The organism is Pseudomonas sp. 22515 (assembly GCF_052044625.1).
Classification (GTDB): domain Bacteria; phylum Pseudomonadota; class Gammaproteobacteria; order Pseudomonadales; family Pseudomonadaceae; genus Aquipseudomonas; species Aquipseudomonas alloputida.
Genome location: NZ_JBQENN010000026.1, coordinates 58,564 through 74,356 on the forward strand (window position 1 = coordinate 58,564; position 15,793 = coordinate 74,356).

Genomic DNA, 15,793 nt, shown 5'->3' on the forward strand with positions numbered 1-15,793 from the left:
GCCTTGTAACTTGCCAGACTAGCGACTGTTTCAGTCGCCGCGCGCTCTGCACCGTGGGTTCTGGCTGCTGGACAGTTGCTAAATAAAAATTCTGGAGCATTACGCATGAATAAAATGGGCAAGACGTTGCTGGCCGCCGCCCTGATGGGTGCCATGGCCTCCGCTGTTCAGGCTGAAGACAAAGTGTTGAACGTCTATAACTGGTCGGATTACATCGCTCCGGACACCATCGCCAAGTTCGAGAAGCAGACAGGGATCAAGGTCAAGTACGACGTCTTCGACAGCAACGAAACCCTGGAAGCCAAGCTGCTGGCAGGCAAGTCGGGCTATGACATCGTCGTGCCTTCGAACAATTTCCTGGCCAAGCAGATCAAGGCGGGTGTGTACGAGGAGCTGGACCGGTCCAAGCTGCCGAACTGGAAGAACCTCGACCCCGACCTGCTCAAGGCCGTTGGCGATGCCAGCGACAAGGACAACAAGCATGCCTTCCCTTACATGTGGGGCTCGATCGGCATTGGCTACAACCCGGAAAAGGTCAAGGCTGCGCTGGGCGTGGACAAGATCGATTCGTGGGACGTGGTGTTCAAGCCTGAGAACATCGCCAAGCTCAAGAGCTGCGGCGTGAGCTTCCTCGACGCCCCGACTGAAATGCTCCCGGCTGCGCTGCACTACCTCGGCAAGCCGACCGACAGCACCAAGAAAGAAGACCTGAAGGCCGCCGAGGACCTGTTCCTCAAGATTCGTCCTTCGATCACCTATTTCCACTCGTCCAAGTACATCGGCGACATGGCCAACGGCAACATCTGTGTAGCCGTCGGTTACTCGGGTGACCTGGAGCAGTCCAAGGCCCGTGCCCATGAAGCGGGCGACAAGGTCAAAGTGGACTACGTCATTCCGAAGGAAGGTGCCGGTACTTTCTACGACATGGTCGCCATCCCGAAAGATGCCGAGCATAAAGACGCGGCCTACGAGTTCATGAACTTCCTGATGCAGCCGGAAATCATGGCTGAAATCACCAACGCCGTGCGTTTCCCGAACGGTAACGCTGCTGCCACCCCGTTCGTGGACAAAGACATCACCAGCGACCCAAGCATCTACCCGCCTGCCGAAGTGAAGAAGCAGCTGTATGCGATCGCTGCGCCTGACGCTTCTGTGCAGCGAGTGATCACCCGCAGCTGGACGAAGATCAAGTCGGGCAAGTAAGCCCGATGTGACACATCTGGGCCGGGTTTGCCGGCCCAGAGCCATTGAAAGGTAATTGATGATTGCGGCATCGAAGCTGCGAAGTTAAGTTGCGCGCCGGTTTTGCGTGTGCGGCAGCATTGTCGCTACCCAGGCACTGATTGTGAGGACCCCCACTTGTCTATTTCTGTATTCCGCAAGGCCTTGATGGCCAGCGCGGGCCTGACGCTGGCGTGCAGCGTCCAAGCGGCGCCGACGGTGCACTTCTATAACTGGTCCGACTACATCGGCCCGACTACACTCGCGGACTTCGAGAAAGCTACGGGCATCAAGCCCGTGCAAGACGTGTTCGACTCCAACGAAACCCTGGAAGGCAAGCTGCTGGCCGGTAACACCGGCTATGACGTGGTGGTGCCGTCCAACCATTTCCTGGGCAAGCAGATCAAGGCGGGCGCCTTCCAGAAGCTCGACAAGAACCTGCTGCCCAACTATGCCAACCTCGACCCGGCGTTGATGAAGCGCCTGGAAAAGAACGACCCGGGCAACCAGTACGCGGTGCCTTACCTGTGGGGTACCAACGGCATCGGTTACAACGTCGACAAGGTCAAGGCTGCGCTGGGCGTGGATACCATCGATTCCTGGGCCGTGCTGTTCGAGCCCGAAAACATGAAGAAGCTCTCCAAGTGCGGTGTGGCCTTCCTCGACTCGGCAGACGAAATGCTGCCCGCGGTGCTCAACTACATGGGCCTCAACCCCAACAGCACCGACCCCAAGGATTACGCCAAGGCCGAGCAGAAGCTGCTGGCGGTGCGCCCGTATGTGACCTACTTCCACTCGTCCAAGTACATCACCGACCTGGCCAACGGCGACATCTGCGTCGCGGCAGGTTTTTCGGGTGATGTGTTCCAGGCCAAGGCCCGCGCTGAAGAAGCGAAGAAGGGCGTGAACCTGGCCTACGCCATTCCCAAGGAAGGCGGCAACCTCTGGTTCGACGTGCTGGCGATCCCCAAGGACGCCAAGAACGTCAAAGAGGCGCATGCCTTCATCAACTATTTGCTGAAACCTGAGGTTATCGCCCAGGTCAGTGATTACGTCGGTTACGCCAACCCGAACCCCAAGGCTGGCGCCCTGATGGACCAGGCCGTAAGGACTGACGCCGCGGTTTACCCACCGCAGGAAGTGCTGGACAAGATGTTCGTGAACTCAGAGTTGCCACCCAAGGTGCAACGGCTGATGACCCGCAGCTGGACCAAGGTCAAGTCGGGCAAGTAAAAATCCAGACCCGCGACGGCACCGTAGAACAGGCCACGCGGGCACAAAAATCTTGTTGGGAGTTTCACTCATGGCAGTTGCCTCCGGTGCCTATAAAAAAGCCCTCGAGGGTGGCCAGCAACCCAAGCAGGTGCTGGTCAAGATCGACCGGGTCACGAAAAAGTTCGACGAAACGGTAGCCGTGGACGATGTGTCCCTGGAAATCCGCAAGGGCGAGATCTTTGCCCTGCTGGGCGGCTCCGGTTCCGGCAAGTCCACCTTGCTGCGCATGCTGGCCGGCTTCGAGCGCCCGTCCGAAGGGCGGATCTTCCTCGATGGCGTCGACATCACCGACATGCCGCCGTACGAGCGGCCGATCAACATGATGTTCCAGTCCTACGCGCTGTTCCCGCACATGACCGTGGCGCAGAACATCGCCTTCGGCCTGCAGCAGGACAAGATGCCCAAGGCCGAGATCGATGCCCGCGTGGCCGAGATGCTCAAGCTGGTGCACATGACCCAGTACGCCAAGCGCAAGCCGCACCAGTTGTCGGGCGGCCAGCGTCAGCGTGTGGCGTTGGCCCGCTCGCTGGCCAAGCGCCCCAAACTGCTGCTGCTCGACGAGCCGATGGGTGCGCTGGACAAGAAACTGCGTTCGCAGATGCAGCTGGAGCTGGTCGAGATCATCGAGCGCGTGGGTGTAACCTGCGTGATGGTGACCCACGATCAGGAAGAGGCCATGACCATGGCCCAGCGCATCGCCATCATGCACCTGGGCTGGATCGCCCAGATCGGCTCGCCAGTGGACATCTACGAGACACCTACCAGCCGCCTGGTGTGCGAGTTCATCGGTAACGTCAACCTGTTCGAAGGTGACGTGGTCGACGACGCCGAAGGCTACGCGATCATTGCCAGCCCGGAGCTGGAGCGCAAGATCTACGTGGGCCACGGCATCACCACCTCGGTGGAAGACAAGCACATCACCTACGCCCTGCGCCCGGAAAAGATGCTGGTCACCACCCAGCAGCCAACCTGCGAGCACAACTGGTCGCGCGGCAAGATCCACGACATCGCCTACCTGGGCGGCCACTCGGTGTTCTATGTGGAGCTGCCGAGCGGCAAGATCGTCCAGTCGTTCGTTGCCAACGCCGAGCGCCAAGGTACCCGTCCGACCTGGGGCGATGAAGTGTACGTATGGTGGGAAGACGACAGCGGCGTGGTACTGCGGTCATGAAACTGCGCAAGCTCAAGCGAGCCTTCCAGCGTCTGGTCCCGGAGGGGCGGCACTTGGTGATCGGCGTGCCGTTCATCTGGCTGTTCCTGTTCTTCATGCTGCCGTTCTTCATCGTCCTGAAGATCAGTTTTGCCGAAGCTGACGTGGCAATCCCGCCGTATACCGAGATCTATACCTACGTCGAAGACAAGATCCAGCTGGTCCTCAACCTGGCCAACTACGGGCTGTTGACCGAGGATGAGCTGTACCTCTCGGCCTACCTGGGTTCGTTGAAGATGGCGTTCTTCAGCACCCTGCTGTGCCTGCTGATCGGCTTCCCGATGGCCTACGCCATTGCCAACGCCAAGAAGGAGACCCAGACGGTCCTGCTGTTGCTGATCATGATGCCAACCTGGACCGCGATCCTGATCCGCGTCTATGCCTGGATGGGTATCCTCAGCAACAACGGCCTGCTCAACGGTTTCCTCCTGTGGACCGGGTTGATCGACCAGCCGTTGCAGATCCTCAACACCAACCTGGCGGTCTACATCGGCGTGGTCTATTCGTACCTGCCGTTCATGATCCTGCCGCTGTTCGCCAACCTGGTGAAGCATGATCCGAGCCTGCTCGAAGCTGCATCCGACCTGGGTTCGAGCACCTTCAACAGCTTCTGGAAGATCACGGTACCGCTGTCGAAAAACGGCATCATCGCCGGCTGCATGCTGGTGTTCATCCCGGTGGTGGGCGAGTTCGTGATCCCGGAACTGCTGGGTGGCCCGGAAACCCTGATGATCGGTAAAGTGCTGTGGCAGGAGTTCTTCAACAACCGTGACTGGCCGGTGGCATCCGCCCTGGCAGTGGTGATGCTGGCGATCCTGATCGTGCCGATCCTGCTGTTCAACCGTAGCCAGGCCAAAGAGATGGAGGGCCGCGCATGAAACGCTTCAGTTTCTCCAAGCTGATGCTGGTGCTCGGCTTGCTGTTCATCTACCTGCCGATGTTGATCCTGGTGATCTACTCGTTCAACGCCTCCAAGCTGGTGACGGTGTGGGGCGGCTGGTCGATCAAATGGTACGTCGGCCTGCTCGACAACACCCAGCTGATGGGTTCGGTGATGCGCTCGCTGGAAATCGCCTGCTACACGGCGGTGGCGGCAGTGGCGCTGGGTACCCTGGCGGCCTTCGTGCTGACCCGCGTCACCCGCTTCAAGGGCCGCACGCTGTTCGGTGGCCTGGTCACTGCGCCGCTGGTAATGCCCGAAGTGATCACCGGTCTGTCGCTGTTGCTGCTGTTCGTGGCCATGGCGCAGATGATCGGCTGGCCGCAGGAGCGGGGTATCGTCACCATCTGGATCGCCCATACAACGTTCTGTGCGGCGTATGTGGCGGTGGTGGTGTCGGCTCGCCTGCGTGAGCTGGACCTGTCGATCGAGGAAGCGGCGATGGACCTGGGTGCCAAGCCGTGGAAGGTGTTCTTCCTGATCACCATCCCGATGATCGCGCCATCGCTGGCGGCGGGCGGCATGATGTCGTTTGCCCTGTCGCTGGACGACCTGGTATTGGCCAGCTTCGTCTCCGGGCCTGGCTCGACCACCTTGCCGATGGAAGTGTTCTCGGCGGTGCGCCTGGGTGTGAAACCGGAGATCAACGCCGTGGCCAGCCTGATCTTGCTGTCGGTATCGCTGGTGACCTTCTTCGTCTGGTACTTCAGCCGCCAGGCCGAAGAGCGTCGTCGCAAGGCGATTCAGCAGGCGATCGAAGAGGGTGCTGCAGCCAACGCTTCGCAGCCGCAAGTCAAGCGCCCGGCGCCGGTGGCTGCGTCGGCCTGACCTGGCCCTTTCGNGCGGGCATGCCCGCGAAGGCTCCAGCACCGATTCAAAGCCATACCGCATCCCAATGTGGATAGTCCCTGATACTTCTGACCAATCCAGCCCTCAAGGGATTGGCAACAATGTACCGGGCTACATGAACCACACACTCTTCGCGCCGCAGCGCATGGTCCTGGTAACCCGATTGCCATATCGGCTTGTGCCCGACACCGGCCTTGCGCAAGGCAATCGCTGTGCGTGATTTGAACTTGCGCATCAGCGTTCCCAATGTCACTTCTTTCAGTTCAATTAGCCAATGCAGATGGTCCGGCATCACTACCCAGGCCAACGATTGGCAGTCCTGAATGTCATCTGAGACCCGAAGGTGTTTGACCACCAGACGGGCATGGTGGAAGTCGCGGAACAGTGGTTTGCGTTGATGCGTGATGGTGGTCAGCATGTAGAGCCTGCCAGGCTCGGAGAAGCGCCCGCGGCGCAGTCGGTGGGATTCGGCTAACGGCATTTTGATCTTCCTTGAATGTGAGCCTCCCCGTGAAAGGTAGCGGTTGGAGCGGGGATGGCAGAAGACCGATGGTTTCTGGATATGGCAGATACTGATACCTGGCTGTGGAGGCCTCTTCGCGGGNTGTGGGAGCGGGCGTGCCCGCGAAGAGGCCCCCACAGGCACCAAAAATGCCAGCATGGCCCCCGCCAGTGATGTTTATCGAACCCTGAACTACGCTCACAGTCGCATCCCACAAATCATTTGTGCGCAAGCAAGGAGCCAGCATGGCGTTGATGCGTCCGCTGTCGGTCATCTGTCTGGGGTTGTTGTACATGCTCACCGGCTGTAGCAAGGAAGAGGTCCCCAAGACGCTGCCTCGGGTGGGGGTGCAGCAGGTACAACCCACCGATTTCGCTGCCAGGGTCACCCTGACCGGCGACGTACAGGCACGGGTGCAGACCGATTTGTCATTCCGCGTCGGCGGCAAGATCATTTCGCGTAGCGTCGACGTAGGCGATCACGTCAAGGCCAACCAGGTGCTGGCCCGGCTTGACCCGAAAGACCTGCAGAACAATGTCGACTCGGCCAAGGCCGAAGTATTCGCCGCGCAGGCGCGCGTTACCCAGACCAGTGCGGCCTTCGTGCGCCAGCAAAAACTGCTGCCCAAGGGCTACACCAGCCAGAGCGAATACGATGCTGCCGAAGCCGCGCTGCGCAGCAATCAGAGCGCACTCAAGGCCGCCCAGGCGCAACTGGCCAATGCCAACGAGCAACTCGGCTACACCGCACTGGTCTCCGAGGCCGCCGGGGTCATCACCGAGCGCCAGGCCGAGGTTGGCCAAGTGGTGCAGGCGACCATGCCGATCTTCAGCCTGGCCGTCGATGGCGACCGCGATGCGGTGTTCAACGTCTACGAGTCGCTGCTGGTGGCGCCGCCCAGCGATGCCGGGGTAGTCGTGAGCCTGCTGGACGATCCCAAGGTCCAGGCCCGTGGCTTCGTGCGCGAAATAACCCCCACCGTGTCGGCGCAAAGCGGCACCGTGCAGGTCAAGGTGGGGCTCAAGGACGTGCCGCCCGGGATGCAATTGGGGGCACCGGTTACTGCCACCACCAATGCCCAGGGCCGGCCCAGCATCGAGCTGCCGTGGTCGGCGCTGACCAAGGCCTTGCATGAGCCTGCCGTGTGGGTGGTGGGCGAGGGCGACAAGGTGGAACTGCGCAAAGTCAAAATCCGCCGTTACCTCACCGGCAAGATCGTGGTCGCCAGCGGCCTGAAAGCCGGCGAGACCGTAGTGGTCAATGGCGGCCAGTTGCTGCACCCCGGCATGCAGGTACAGAAGGTCGACGCCAAGGGCCCAGGGGGTGAGCTATGAAGCGTCTGCTGCTGATGCTGTCGGCCGGAGTGCTGCTGGTCGGTTGCAGTAGCGAAGAAGAGGCACCAGAGGCGATCCGGCCAGTGCTGTCGGTCAAGGTCGAACCCCAGGTGCAGTCACAGCTGGGCCGCTTCGCCGGCAGTATTCAGGCGCGCTTCGAAAGCACCTTGGGCTTCCGGGTTTCCGGGCGCATTGCCCGGCGCTGGCTGGACGTGGGCGCCCAGGTGAAACCGGGTGACACCTTGGCCACCCTGGACCCCACCGACCAGCAGAACCAACTGCGCGCCGCCGAAGGCGATCTGGCCAAGGTGCAGGCACAGTGGATCAACGCCCAGGCCGATGCCCGTCGCCAGCAGCAGTTGTATGACCGTGGGGTAGGCGCCCAGGCACAGCTGGATATTGCCCAGACCAACCTGAAAACCACCAGTGCGGCGTTGGAGCAGGCGCGCTCCGCCGTCAGCCAGGCCCGCGACCAGCTCGACTACAGCACCCTGCGTACCGACCACGCTGCCGTGATTACTGCGTGGCAGGCCGAAGCCGGGCAAACCGTTACCGCCGGGCAAGCCGTGGTGACCCTGGCCCGGCCAGACGTGAAAGAAGCGGTAATCGACCTGCCGATCGATCTGGCCGAGCAGTTGAGCAAAGGCCTGACCTTCACCGTTGCTTCGCAACTGGACCCGACCATCAACACCACGGCCAGCCTGCGCGAACTGGAGCCCCAGGCCGATGCCACCACCCGGACCCGCCGTGCTCGCCTGACCCTGGCCAGCACACCGACGGCCTTTCACCTTGGCACCGCCATCAGTGTGACCCTTAGCTCGGAAGTGTCCCCGCGCAGCGAACTGCCCTTGAGTGCCTTGCTCGAGCGCGACGGCAAGACCCAGGTGTGGGTGATCGATACGCAGCACAAGACCGTGGCCACCCGTGACGTGGCGCTGATCGACCGCACCGATGACAGCATCGTACTGAGCGCCGGCGTGCAGCCCGGTGAGCGTGTGGTCACTGCCGGCGTCAACAGCCTCAAGCCTGGCCAGAAGGTCATCTTCGACGAGGATGCGCAATGAAAGGAAGCTTCAACCTGTCCGACTGGGCGCTCAAGCATCAATCGTTCGTCTGGTACCTGATGTTCGTTGGCCTGTTGATGGGGATTTTTTCCTACTTCAACCTGGGCCGTGAGGAAGACCCGTCGTTCACCATCAAAACCATGGTCATCCAGACCCGCTGGCCCGGTGCGACCCAGGACGAAACCCTCTACCAGGTCACCGACCGTATCGAGAAGAAGCTCGAGGAACTCGATTCACTCGACTACACCAAAAGCTACACCCGCCCCGGCGAGTCCACGGTCTACGTGTATCTTCGCGACACCACCAAGGCCAAGGACATCCCGGAAATCTGGTACCAGGTGCGCAAGAAGATCCAGGACATTCGTGGCGAATTTCCTGCCGGTATCCAGGGGCCGGGCTTCAACGACGAATTCGGTGATGTGTTCGGTTCGATCTATGCCTTTACCGCCGACGGCCTGACGCTGCGCCAACTGCGGGACTACGTGGAACAGGCAAGGGCCGAGGTCCGCGATGTACCCAACATTGGCAAGATCGAGCTGGTCGGCACCCAGGACGAAGTGCTTTACCTGAACTTCTCCACCCGCAAGCTGGCTGCCCTGGGCATTGACCAGCGCCAGGTAATGCAGGCACTTCAAGCACAGAATGCGGTGACGCCGGCCGGCATGATCGAGGCCGGCCCGGAGCGCATCTCGGTGCGCACGTCCGGGCAGTTTGCCTCGGAAAAAGACCTGCAAACCGTCAACTTGAGGATCAACGACCGCTTCTTCCGCCTGGCCGATATCGCCGACATCGAGCGCGGTTACGTCGACCCGCCTTCGCCAATGTTCCGTTACAACGGCCAGACAGCCCTTGGCCTCGCCATCGGCATGAAGGCCGGCGGCAACATTCAGGTGTTCGGTGCGGCGTTGAAAAAGCGCATGGACCAGGTGGTCCAGGATCTGCCGGTGGGTGTTGGTGTACACACCGTTTCTGACCAGGCCGTGGTGGTCAAGCAGGCGGTCGGCGGTTTCACCAGCGCGCTGTTCGAGGCGGTGGTGATCGTGCTGGCCGTGAGCTTTGTCAGTCTTGGCGTGCGCGCCGGGCTGGTGGTGGCCTGCTCGATCCCACTGGTGCTGGCCATGGTGTTCGTATTCATGGAGTACAGCGGCATCACCATGCAGCGGATTTCGCTGGGTGCGCTGATCATTGCACTTGGCCTGCTGGTGGACGATGCGATGATTACCGTGGAGGTGATGGTCACGCGGCTGGAAATGGGTGAAAGCAAGGAGCAGGCGGCGACGTTCGCCTACACCTCCACAGCCTTCCCCATGCTTACCGGCACCTTGGTGACCGTGGCCGGGTTCGTGCCTATCGGCCTCAACGCCAGCTCTGCGGGTGAATACACCTTCACCCTGTTCGCGGTGATTGCCGTGGCCCTGATCGTGTCGTGGGTGGTGGCTGTGTTCTTCGCGCCGGTGCTTGGCGTGCATATTCTCAAAGGCGACAAGCTCAAGGCTCACGAGGCTGAGCCTGGCCGGGTCGGGCGGGTATTTGAAGGCGGGTTGCTGTGGTGCATGCGCAACCGCTGGTTGACCATCATCGGCACCGTGGTGCTGTTTGCCCTGTCGATCTTCTGCATGCGTTTTGTGCAGAACCAGTTTTTCCCGTCCTCGGACCGCCCGGAAATTCTCGTCGACCTCAACCTGCCGCAGAACGCCTCGATCGAGGAGACGCGCAAGGTGGTCGACCGCTTCGAGGCACGGATCAAGGACGATCCGGACCTGGTGCACTGGAGTACCTACATCGGCCAGGGCGCGATCCGCTTCTACCTGCCCCTCGATCAGCAGTTGCAGAACCCTTACTACGCGCAGTTGGTGATTGTCAGCAAGGGCTTCGAAGAGCGTCAGGCCATGATGGACCGCCTGCAGAAGATCCTGCACGAAGAGTTCGTCGGCGTCGGCACCAACGTGCAATCGCTGGAGATGGGCCCGCCGGTAGGCCGGCCGATCCAGTACCGGGTCAGCGGTGCCGACATCGACCAGGTGCGCAAACACGCCATCGAGCTGGCCACCTTGCTCGACCAGAACGAGCACATCGGTGAGATGATCTACGACTGGAACGAGCCGGGTAAGGTGCTGCGCGTGGAAATTGCCCAGGACAAGGCACGCCAGCTGGGGCTGTCGTCCGAAGATGTTGCCAATGTGATGAACAGCATCGTCAGTGGCGTGCAGATCACCCAGGTCAACGACAACATCTACCTGGTCGATGTGGTCGCGCGCGCCGAAGACAGCGAACGTGGCTCGCCTGATACCCTGCAGAACCTGCAAATTCTTACCCCTAACGGCACGTCGATCCCGCTGCTGTCGTTCGCCACCGTGCGCTACGAACTGGAACAGCCGCTGGTGTGGCGCCGCGACCGCAAGCCGACTATCACCATCAAGGCCTCAGTCAATGGCGAGATCCAGCCCACTGATCTGGTGGCCCAGCTGAAGCCAAAAATTGACGAGTTCGCCAGCAAGCTGCCGGTCGGTTACGAAGTGGCCACGGGGGGTACGGTTGAAGAAAGCAGCAAGGCCCAGGGGCCGATCGCCAAGGTCATCCCACTGATGCTATTCCTCATGGCGACCTTCCTGATGATCCAGTTGCACAGCGTGCAGAAGCTGTTCCTGGTGGTCAGCGTGGCGCCGCTCGGGCTGATTGGCGTGGTGTTGGCGCTGGTGCCTACGGGTACGCCGATGGGCTTTGTGGCGATCCTCGGCATCCTTGCGCTGGCGGGCATCATCATTCGTAACTCGGTGATCCTGGTGACCCAGATCGACGAGTTCGAAGCCCAGGGCCTGTCGCCGTGGGATGCGGTGGTGGAGGCCACCAACCATCGGCGCCGGCCGATCCTGCTGACCGCGGCGGCGGCGAGCCTGGGCATGATCCCGATTGCACGCGAGGTGTTCTGGGGCCCCATGGCCTACGCCATGATTGGCGGGATCATCGTGGCGACCTTGCTGACGCTGCTGTTCCTGCCGGCGCTGTACGTGGCCTGGTACAAGATCCGCGAGCCGCAGAAACACGCCTGAAGGCCCATATGGCCCCTTGTAGGAGCGGGNACCCGCTCCTACAAGGGGCGTGTGCTTTTAAATGGTTATATAAAAATTCTTAAACAGTATTTTTAAGAATAATCCCGCCTCACTACTATTGCCCTCAAGCCAGGCGCAAATCCCCTTCAAACCTCTGCCCGGCGCCCTCACTCCAAGGAGAACGAGCATGAGTGCATCTCTGCGTAGCATCGACGGTCAGGACGAAGCCACCATCTTGCGTGAAATCCAGAGCGCCTTGCGCGACCTGCGTTTCGGTGCGGTGGAGATCACCGTGCACAACGCTCAGGTCGTACAGATCGAGCGCAAGGAGAAGTTCCGCCTGCAACAGCCCGGCAACAAGCCCGGCTGATCGGCGCCACAACATCCAAAACTAGAAAAATGCCAATCGGGAGCTTCACCATGTCCATCCGCCGTTATGCGCTCGCCGCTCTGGCCAGTGCTGTTTTTGCCGGTTCCGCCATCGCCAAGGACTACGAACTGCTCAACGTGTCCTACGACCCGACCCGTGAGCTGTACCAGCAGTACAACGCTGAGTTCATCAAACACTGGCAACAGGCCCATCCGGGTGACAAGGTGAAAATCCAGCAATCCCATGGGGGGTCGGGCAAGCAGGCCCGTGCGGTGATCGACGGCCTGCGCGCTGACGTGGTGACCCTGGCCCTGGCCGGTGACATCGACGAAGTGGCCAAACTTGGCAAGACCCTGCCCGAGAACTGGCAGGCTCGCCTGCCTGACGCCAGCACTCCGTACACCTCGACCATCGTGTTCCTGGTGCGCAAGGGCAACCCGAAAGGCATCAAGGACTGGGGCGACCTGATCAAGAAGGACGTGTCGGTCATCACCCCGAACCCGAAAACCTCCGGCGGTGCGCGCTGGAACTTCCTCGCAGCATGGGCGTACGGCCTGAAGGCCGGCGGTAGCGAAGAGAAGGCCAAGGCCTATGTGCAGGAACTGTTCAAGCATGTACCGGTGCTGGATACCGGCGCCCGTGGTTCGACCATTACCTTCGTCAACAATGGCCAGGGCGACGTGTTGCTGGCCTGGGAAAACGAGGCCTTCCTGGCCCTGAAGGAAGACGGGGGTGCCGACAAGTTCGACATCGTCGTGCCGTCGCTGTCGATCCTGGCCGAGCCGCCAGTGGCCGTGGTCGACAAGAACGCCGAGAAGAAGGGCAATACCGAGATTGCCACCGAATACCTCAAGCACCTGTACAGCCCGGCCGGGCAGAAAATTGCCGCCGAGAACTTCTACCGCCCGCGTGACGAGAAGGTCGCTGCGGAGTTCGGCAAGCAGTTCCCGAAACTGGAGCTGGTGACCATCGACAAGGACTTTGGTGGGTGGAAGACTGCACAACCGAAATTCTTCAATGATGGCGGTGTGTTCGACCAGATCTATCAGGCACAGTAAGGGCCAAAGGAAATCGGGGCCGCGTTACGGCCCATTCGCGGCACAAGGCCTCCCCCACAAGGAACCATAGTCCCCTGTGGGAGCGGCCTTGTGTCGCGAATGGGCTGCCAAGCAGCCCCAGGATACAAAAGCTTGCACCGGCCCGGGATTGTTTCCGGGCTGAGTGCGTTCAACCAGGGATATTTATGTCGCGTCGCATCTCCCCCGTCATACCCGGCTTCGGGCTGACGCTGGGCTACACCTTGGTGTACCTCAGCCTGATCGTGCTGATACCGCTGGCGGCCATGTTCATCCATGCCTCGCAGCTGACCTTCGAGCAGTTCTGGACCATCATCAGTGCGCCGCGGGTGATCGCTGCGCTCAAGCTGAGCTTCGGCACCGCCCTGTTCGCCGCCATCATCAACGGTGTGATCGGTACCCTGCTGGCTTGGGTGCTGGTGCGTTACACCTTCCCTGGGCGCAAGATCATCGATGCGATGATCGACCTGCCGTTCGCCTTGCCGACCGCGGTTGCCGGTATCGCCCTGACTGCCCTGTACGCGCCGCAGGGCTGGGTCGGCCAGTTCGCCACCGACCTGGGCTTCAAGATCGCCTACACCCCGCTGGGCATCACCCTGGCACTGACCTTCGTGACCCTGCCGTTCGTGGTGCGCACGGTGCAGCCGGTACTGGCCGACATCCCGCGTGAAGTGGAAGAGGCCGCAGCCTGCCTGGGGGCCAAGCCATTGCAGGTGTTCCGCCACATCCTGGCGCCGGCCCTGCTGCCGGCATGGCTCACCGGCTTTGCCCTGGCCTTCGCCCGTGGCGTGGGCGAGTATGGTTCGGTGATCTTCATTGCTGGCAACATGCCGATGAAGACCGAGATCCTGCCGCTGCTGATCATGGTCAAGCTCGACCAGTACGACTACACCGGCGCGACCGCCATCGGCGTGTTGATGCTGGTGGTTTCCTTCATCCTGCTGCTGCTGATCAACCTGCTGCAGCGCCGCATCGAAACCCCTTGAAGGAGGCCGGCATGTCCAGTTCATCCCTGAGTGCAAGTGCCGCAGCCAACGCCGCCCGCCGTGGCAGCGCCACGTCACGGCGTATCCTGATCGGCCTTGGCTGGCTGGTGTTCGCCCTGTTCCTGCTGCTGCCGCTGGTGATCGTGGTATCGCAGGCACTGAAGAACGGTTTTGGCACCTTCTTCGAGGCGATCTTCGAACCCGATGCGTTGTCGGCGCTGAAGCTGACCCTGCTCGCCGTGGTTATCTCGGTGCCGCTGAACCTGGTATTTGGCGTAAGCGCTGCCTGGTGCGTGAGCAAGTACACCTTCCGTGGCAAGAGCATCCTGGTCACCCTGATCGACCTGCCGTTCTCGGTGTCACCCGTGATTGCCGGCCTGGTCTACGTGCTGATGTTCGGCGCGCAAGGCCTGTTCGGTCCGTGGCTGCAGGACCACGATATCCAGATCGTGTTCGCCCTGCCGGGCATTGTCCTGGCGACCATTTTCGTTACCGTACCGTTCGTGGCCCGTGAGCTGATCCCGCTGATGCAGGAGCAAGGCACGCAGGAGGAGGAGGCTGCACGGCTGCTCGGTGCCAACGGCTTGCAGATGTTCTGGCACGTGACCCTGCCGAACATCAAATGGGGGCTGATCTACGGCGTGGTGCTGTGTACCGCGCGGGCCATGGGCGAGTTCGGCGCGGTGTCGGTGGTGTCGGGCCACATCCGTGGCGTGACCAACACCTTGCCGCTGCATGTGGAGATTCTCTACAACGAGTACAACCACGTCGCAGCCTTCAGCGTGGCCAGCCTGTTGCTGATCCTGGCGCTCTTCATCCTGCTGCTCAAGCAGTGGAGCGAGAACCGTATTAACCGCCTGCGCCATAGCGCCGCGGAGGAATGATTCATGTCGATCGAAGTTCGTAACGTCAGCAAGCGCTTCAACAGCTTCCAGGCCCTGAACGCAATCAACCTGGACATCAACAGCGGCGAGCTGGTGGCTCTGCTCGGCCCGTCCGGCTGTGGCAAGACCACCCTGCTGCGCATCATTGCCGGCCTGGAAACCCCGGACCAGGGCAACATCGTGTTCCATGGCGAGGACGTTTCCGGCCATGACGTGCGTGACCGTAACGTCGGGTTCGTGTTCCAGCACTACGCGCTGTTCCGCCACATGAGCGTGTTCGACAACGTTGCTTTCGGCCTGCGCATGAAGCCCAAGGGCGAGCGCCCAAGCGAGAGCAAGATTGCCGAGAAGGTGCATGAGCTGCTGAACATGGTGCAACTGGACTGGCTGTCCGACCGCTACCCCGAGCAGCTTTCCGGTGGCCAGCGTCAGCGTATCGCCCTGGCCCGTGCCCTGGCGGTGGAGCCGAAGGTGCTGCTGCTGGACGAGCCATTCGGTGCGCTGGATGCCAAGGTGCGAAAAGAGCTGCGGCGCTGGCTGGCGCGGCTGCACGAGGATATCAACCTGACGTCGGTGTTCGTTACCCACGACCAGGAAGAAGCCATGGAAGTAGCCGACCGCATCGTGGTCATGAACAAGGGCGTGATCGAGCAGATCGGCTCGCCGGGTGAGGTGTACGATCAGCCGGCCAACGATTTCGTCTACCACTTCCTCGGTGACTCCAACCGCCTGGCCTTGAGCGAAGGGCATCACGTGCTGTTTCGCCCGCACGAGGTGTCGCTGTCGCGGCATGAGACCGAAGGGCACCATGCGGCCGAGGTGCGCGACATTCGGCCGTTGGGCGCGACCACGCGGGTGACCTTGAAGGTGGAAGGGCAAAGCGAGCTGATCGAGGCCGAGGTGGTGAAAGACCATGACAGCCTGACCGGGCTGGCGCGGGGAGAGACGTTGTTCTTCCGGCCGAAGGTATGGCAGAAGGTGGCGGATATCTGAGTCGCACAAGGAAAAGAGAGCCCGGGCATGGTCCCGGGT

General features: G+C 61.3%; 14 protein-coding genes. 13 read left to right on the top strand and 1 reads right to left on the bottom strand.

What is annotated here, in order from left to right:
- The first annotated feature begins 105 nt into the window (after positions 1–105).
- The 5 genes from ACTJJN_RS21765 to ACTJJN_RS21785 all read left to right on the top strand — a co-directional run bounded on the left by ACTJJN_RS21765 (position 106) and on the right by ACTJJN_RS21785 (position 5,474).
- Positions 106–1,203 carry a polyamine ABC transporter substrate-binding protein gene (locus ACTJJN_RS21765; RefSeq protein WP_010955708.1) on the top strand — a complete coding sequence of 366 codons (1,098 nt, stop codon included), beginning with the start codon at positions 106–108 and terminating at the stop codon, positions 1,201–1,203.
- Positions 1,204–1,359: 156 nt separating this feature from the next.
- Positions 1,360–2,454 (top strand): polyamine ABC transporter substrate-binding protein, encoded by a 1,095-nt coding sequence (locus ACTJJN_RS21770; protein ID WP_070096201.1) that lies wholly within the window; start codon positions 1,360–1,362, stop codon positions 2,452–2,454.
- 70 nt (positions 2,455–2,524) lie between these two features.
- Positions 2,525–3,667: a polyamine ABC transporter ATP-binding protein gene (potA, locus tag ACTJJN_RS21775; protein WP_003253733.1), complete on the top strand. Its 1,143-nt coding sequence runs from the start codon at positions 2,525–2,527 to the stop codon at positions 3,665–3,667.
- Positions 3,664–4,584: an ABC transporter permease subunit gene (locus tag ACTJJN_RS21780; RefSeq protein ID WP_003253736.1), complete on the top strand. Its 921-nt coding sequence runs from the start codon at positions 3,664–3,666 to the stop codon at positions 4,582–4,584. Before potA ends, ACTJJN_RS21780 begins: the two co-directional genes overlap by 4 nt.
- On the top strand, positions 4,581–5,474 hold the full coding sequence (locus ACTJJN_RS21785; protein ID WP_012054042.1) for an ABC transporter permease subunit: 894 nt from the start codon (positions 4,581–4,583) through the stop codon (positions 5,472–5,474). Before ACTJJN_RS21780 ends, ACTJJN_RS21785 begins: the two co-directional genes overlap by 4 nt.
- Before the next feature lie 46 nt (positions 5,475–5,520).
- On the opposite strand, the gene ACTJJN_RS21790 is transcribed toward ACTJJN_RS21785, so the two are convergent.
- Complete coding sequence (locus ACTJJN_RS21790) at positions 5,521–5,976, bottom strand: REP-associated tyrosine transposase (protein ID WP_012054041.1); 456 nt, start codon at positions 5,974–5,976, stop codon at positions 5,521–5,523.
- 266 nt (positions 5,977–6,242) lie between these two features.
- Between ACTJJN_RS21790 and ACTJJN_RS21795 the strand changes: the two genes are divergently transcribed.
- The 8 genes from ACTJJN_RS21795 (at position 6,243) to ACTJJN_RS21830 (ending at position 15,754) form a co-directional block, all read left to right on the top strand.
- The gene (locus ACTJJN_RS21795) at positions 6,243–7,331 is read left to right on the top strand and encodes an efflux RND transporter periplasmic adaptor subunit (protein ID WP_324736877.1); all 1,089 of its coding nucleotides are present in this window, start codon (positions 6,243–6,245) and stop codon (positions 7,329–7,331) included.
- A complete protein-coding gene (locus ACTJJN_RS21800) occupies positions 7,328–8,395 on the top strand; it encodes an efflux RND transporter periplasmic adaptor subunit (RefSeq protein ID WP_324736878.1) in 1,068 nt (355 codons plus the stop codon). Before ACTJJN_RS21795 ends, ACTJJN_RS21800 begins: the two co-directional genes overlap by 4 nt.
- Positions 8,392–11,445 carry an efflux RND transporter permease subunit gene (locus tag ACTJJN_RS21805; protein WP_324736880.1) on the top strand — a complete coding sequence of 1,018 codons (3,054 nt, stop codon included), beginning with the start codon at positions 8,392–8,394 and terminating at the stop codon, positions 11,443–11,445. The genes ACTJJN_RS21800 and ACTJJN_RS21805 overlap by 4 nt, the downstream gene beginning before the upstream one ends.
- A gap of 187 nt (positions 11,446–11,632) precedes the next feature.
- Positions 11,633–11,815 carry a sulfur starvation response protein OscA gene (gene oscA / locus ACTJJN_RS21810; RefSeq protein ID WP_003248957.1) on the top strand — a complete coding sequence of 61 codons (183 nt, stop codon included), beginning with the start codon at positions 11,633–11,635 and terminating at the stop codon, positions 11,813–11,815.
- 50 nt (positions 11,816–11,865) lie between these two features.
- The gene (locus ACTJJN_RS21815; RefSeq protein WP_017148017.1) at positions 11,866–12,873 is read left to right on the top strand and encodes a sulfate ABC transporter substrate-binding protein; all 1,008 of its coding nucleotides are present in this window, start codon (positions 11,866–11,868) and stop codon (positions 12,871–12,873) included.
- 185 nt (positions 12,874–13,058) lie between these two features.
- A complete protein-coding gene (gene cysT, locus ACTJJN_RS21820; protein ID WP_003248961.1) occupies positions 13,059–13,877 on the top strand; it encodes a sulfate ABC transporter permease subunit CysT in 819 nt (272 codons plus the stop codon).
- Between the two features lie 11 nt (positions 13,878–13,888).
- Positions 13,889–14,761 carry a sulfate ABC transporter permease subunit CysW gene (gene cysW, locus ACTJJN_RS21825; RefSeq protein ID WP_012054036.1) on the top strand — a complete coding sequence of 291 codons (873 nt, stop codon included), beginning with the start codon at positions 13,889–13,891 and terminating at the stop codon, positions 14,759–14,761.
- 3 nt (positions 14,762–14,764) lie between these two features.
- Entirely contained in the window at positions 14,765–15,754 is a 990-nt protein-coding gene (locus ACTJJN_RS21830) for a sulfate/molybdate ABC transporter ATP-binding protein (RefSeq protein ID WP_003248965.1), read from the top strand.
- Positions 15,755–15,793 lie beyond the last annotated feature (39 nt).

Coding starts and splice junctions, on each gene's coding strand:
- ACTJJN_RS21765 (WP_010955708.1), top strand. CDS start 106: ATGAATAAAATGGGCAAGACGTTGCTGGCCGCCGCCCTGATGGGTGCC.
- potA (WP_003253733.1), top strand. CDS start 2,525: ATGGCAGTTGCCTCCGGTGCCTATAAAAAAGCCCTCGAGGGTGGCCAG.
- ACTJJN_RS21780 (WP_003253736.1), top strand. CDS start 3,664: ATGAAACTGCGCAAGCTCAAGCGAGCCTTCCAGCGTCTGGTCCCGGAG.
- ACTJJN_RS21785 (WP_012054042.1), top strand. CDS start 4,581: ATGAAACGCTTCAGTTTCTCCAAGCTGATGCTGGTGCTCGGCTTGCTG.
- ACTJJN_RS21790 (WP_012054041.1), bottom strand. CDS start 5,976: ATGCCGTTAGCCGAATCCCACCGACTGCGCCGCGGGCGCTTCTCCGAG.
- ACTJJN_RS21795 (WP_324736877.1), top strand. CDS start 6,243: ATGGCGTTGATGCGTCCGCTGTCGGTCATCTGTCTGGGGTTGTTGTAC.
- ACTJJN_RS21800 (WP_324736878.1), top strand. CDS start 7,328: ATGAAGCGTCTGCTGCTGATGCTGTCGGCCGGAGTGCTGCTGGTCGGT.
- ACTJJN_RS21805 (WP_324736880.1), top strand. CDS start 8,392: ATGAAAGGAAGCTTCAACCTGTCCGACTGGGCGCTCAAGCATCAATCG.
- oscA (WP_003248957.1), top strand. CDS start 11,633: ATGAGTGCATCTCTGCGTAGCATCGACGGTCAGGACGAAGCCACCATC.
- ACTJJN_RS21815 (WP_017148017.1), top strand. CDS start 11,866: ATGTCCATCCGCCGTTATGCGCTCGCCGCTCTGGCCAGTGCTGTTTTT.
- cysT (WP_003248961.1), top strand. CDS start 13,059: ATGTCGCGTCGCATCTCCCCCGTCATACCCGGCTTCGGGCTGACGCTG.
- cysW (WP_012054036.1), top strand. CDS start 13,889: ATGTCCAGTTCATCCCTGAGTGCAAGTGCCGCAGCCAACGCCGCCCGC.
- ACTJJN_RS21830 (WP_003248965.1), top strand. CDS start 14,765: ATGTCGATCGAAGTTCGTAACGTCAGCAAGCGCTTCAACAGCTTCCAG.